A 2,598-nucleotide genomic window follows, 5' to 3' on the forward strand; every position below is an offset into this window, starting at 1 on the left:
TTTATTCAATTTACTATAGTCTACATCCAGAAACAAGGCATACCATTTATTTTTTTCATTTACAAATGCCAAGATATCTAGATGTTTTTTAAAAGGATTAACATGATTTTTACCGTATTTATTATTACAATAGTCGATGATTTCTGAACTTATTTTTCTTGATTCATCAGCTAATCCTAATATAGAACTTAGTAGATTCTCTACATGTTCTCTGATATTTTGTACCGTTTCACCTACAGTACTATCTACACTAAACAACGAATAAATCTCATCAAATTCTAAATCATAAACTTCTATTGTTAGTTGATTATTAGCAAATACAATTTCTATTAAAAAGTTACTATCTAAAATTTCTTTTCGGTATATTAGTTTTTCCGCTTCTTCCTTAAATCCAAACCCGTTTAGTTGTTCCTTAGAAAAGTTATATTTTTCTACATCTATAATCTTCATAATTATTATTCGAATCTAGCTCTATCGTGACTTTGATTCCACTTATCTACTTCTGGTCCTTTTGGTACAATAGTTTTACCTGCTGATACGTAATACCCGACCTTTATTGCTTCAAAATCTGTTGTAGATCCGAATCCTGGAGTTTGATATAAGTCTTTTAAGTAGTTGAAAATATTAGGATATTCCTCAATTCTCTTTTTATTCGCAGAATATAATCCATAATAAACGACATCAAAGCGAATCATAGTAGTATAGAAACGAATATCTGTTTCTGTTATTGTATTACCATGGAAGTATCTTTGATTTGATAAACGATCCTCTACTACATCCATCATATTAAAGAATCTTTCGAATGCCTCATCATATTTTTCTTGACTTTCAGCAAATCCCATTCCATATACACCATCGTTAATAGCTACAGCTAGCTTTTCATTCCACTCATCGATTTGACCTACAAGATGCTCAGGATATAAATCTATTCTATCTTTTTTATGTAATTTTTTAAATACTGTCGCAAATTCATGAAGTAACTCAGCAGATTCTTTTCTAACTACTTTTCCTGTAGTTACATCAACAAGCACCGGTACTGAATATGGTCCTTCATAATCTGAATCACTATTTAAGTACACATCTTTAATTTTTGATTGTTTTAAAACTGGATCAAGTCCATCTTTATCTAAGCTAAATTGCCACCCTTCTTCTCCACGGCGATAATCCAATGTTCCTAAACTTATCGCATCATCTAATCCTAGTATCTCTCTTGCTATAACTGCTCTATGTGCATATGGGCAGACTGCAGTCCAAAACAATCTATATCTTCCTTCCTCTATAGGTTGTTCCTCTGTTCCAAATGGTTTACTAAAAAATTTTTTCATGTGATTTTCTCCTTTTTAATTTTCTATAAATTTTTTCGCTTCTTCATAAATATACATAACATTCAAAGTTTGTTCTTTTTGATCATTCATAAATTTAAAATCTTTATTATTTATAACTTCAACGAATTTTTTAAACTCAGCAAACATTCTATGTGAATGAATATTTTTATTTTCATTTATAAAGTTATCTTTTGTTTGAATACTGTAATTAGGAACTTCATTTGTAGGACCAATAACTTTAATTATACCTTGATCACCTTGAATATTGACATAACTATTATTAAAAGTATCTTTAGCTGCTATACATACTACTTTAAAGTTATCATATTCTAATAGAAGAATACCTGAAGTATCAACATCATTAACAATATTAGGTGAATAATGTACTCTATTAGGTTTTCCAAACAATCCAACAACAAAATGAATATTATAAATATTTAAATCACCAAGTACTCCTCCACCTTTGCTTTTATCAAATACTGGAGCTATTACTCCATTTTTAAACGCTTCGTATCTTGAAGAAAGTTGAGAAAAATTACACTCAATAAGTCGTATTTCTCCTATATTATCAATATTGTCTTTTATATCAAGATAATTTTTTTGATATTGATTTGTTATTGCTTCTATTAAAATTAATCCTTTGTCTTCAGCGATTTCAAACAATTCTACAGCTTCGTCATACTTTAACGTAAAAGGTTTCTCGCAAATAACATTTTTACCAGCTTCTAGAGCCCTCTTAGCAACTGTATAATGTAAATTATTTGGGACTGCAACATAAATCGTATCAATCTCCTTATTTTTTAGACAAAGATCAATATCAGTATATATTTCCTTAATATTATATTTGTTTTGTAATTCTTTTAAATTTTCAATATTCCTAGCTGTTATAGCTTCTAATTTAATTTCTGAAAGTTCATGAGCAAAAGATAAGAAATCTTTCACTATCATTCCAGAACCAATAATTCCTAGTTTCATGTTTTCCTCCAAATTACTCAACATAGTTCTTTAATTATAACTTGTTAAAATCTAGCTAGCAAATTTTTTGCATATAAACTCTTCCTCCAACTCATCACCTCTATCATAATAACTATTCAATACCCTCTTGAAAAATAATAGAAACTATTTTTCATCTTCTTTCATATTTTTTCATTTTTCTATTGACTTATATGTACCTTATATGATATATATATATATATTTCAGAATGGAAAGGAATACAATATGACTAAAAAAATACTTGTTACAGGTGGAGCTGGATTTATCGGATCTCACACT

3 protein-coding genes are annotated in these 2,598 nt (G+C 28.5%); all 3 read right to left on the bottom strand.

All coding sequences use genetic code 11. The features are described 5' to 3' along the window. Positions 1–450 (bottom strand): hypothetical protein (locus RWN11_RS08215; RefSeq protein ID WP_314161249.1); only part of this gene is annotated, 450 nt, incomplete at its 3' end. A 5-nt stretch (positions 451–455) separates the two neighbouring features. Continuing rightward, positions 456–1,325: a glutathione S-transferase C-terminal domain-containing protein gene (locus RWN11_RS08220; RefSeq protein ID WP_314161250.1), complete on the bottom strand. Its 870-nt coding sequence runs from the start codon at positions 1,323–1,325 to the stop codon at positions 456–458. Positions 1,326–1,340: 15 nt separating this feature from the next. Beyond that, a complete protein-coding gene (locus RWN11_RS08225) occupies positions 1,341–2,300 on the bottom strand; it encodes a Gfo/Idh/MocA family oxidoreductase (RefSeq protein WP_314161251.1) in 960 nt (319 codons plus the stop codon). Between the last annotated feature and the right edge of the window lie 298 nt (positions 2,301–2,598).

It is taken from the genome of uncultured Gemella sp. (assembly GCF_963519265.1).
Taxonomy (GTDB): domain Bacteria; phylum Bacillota; class Bacilli; order Staphylococcales; family Gemellaceae; genus Gemella.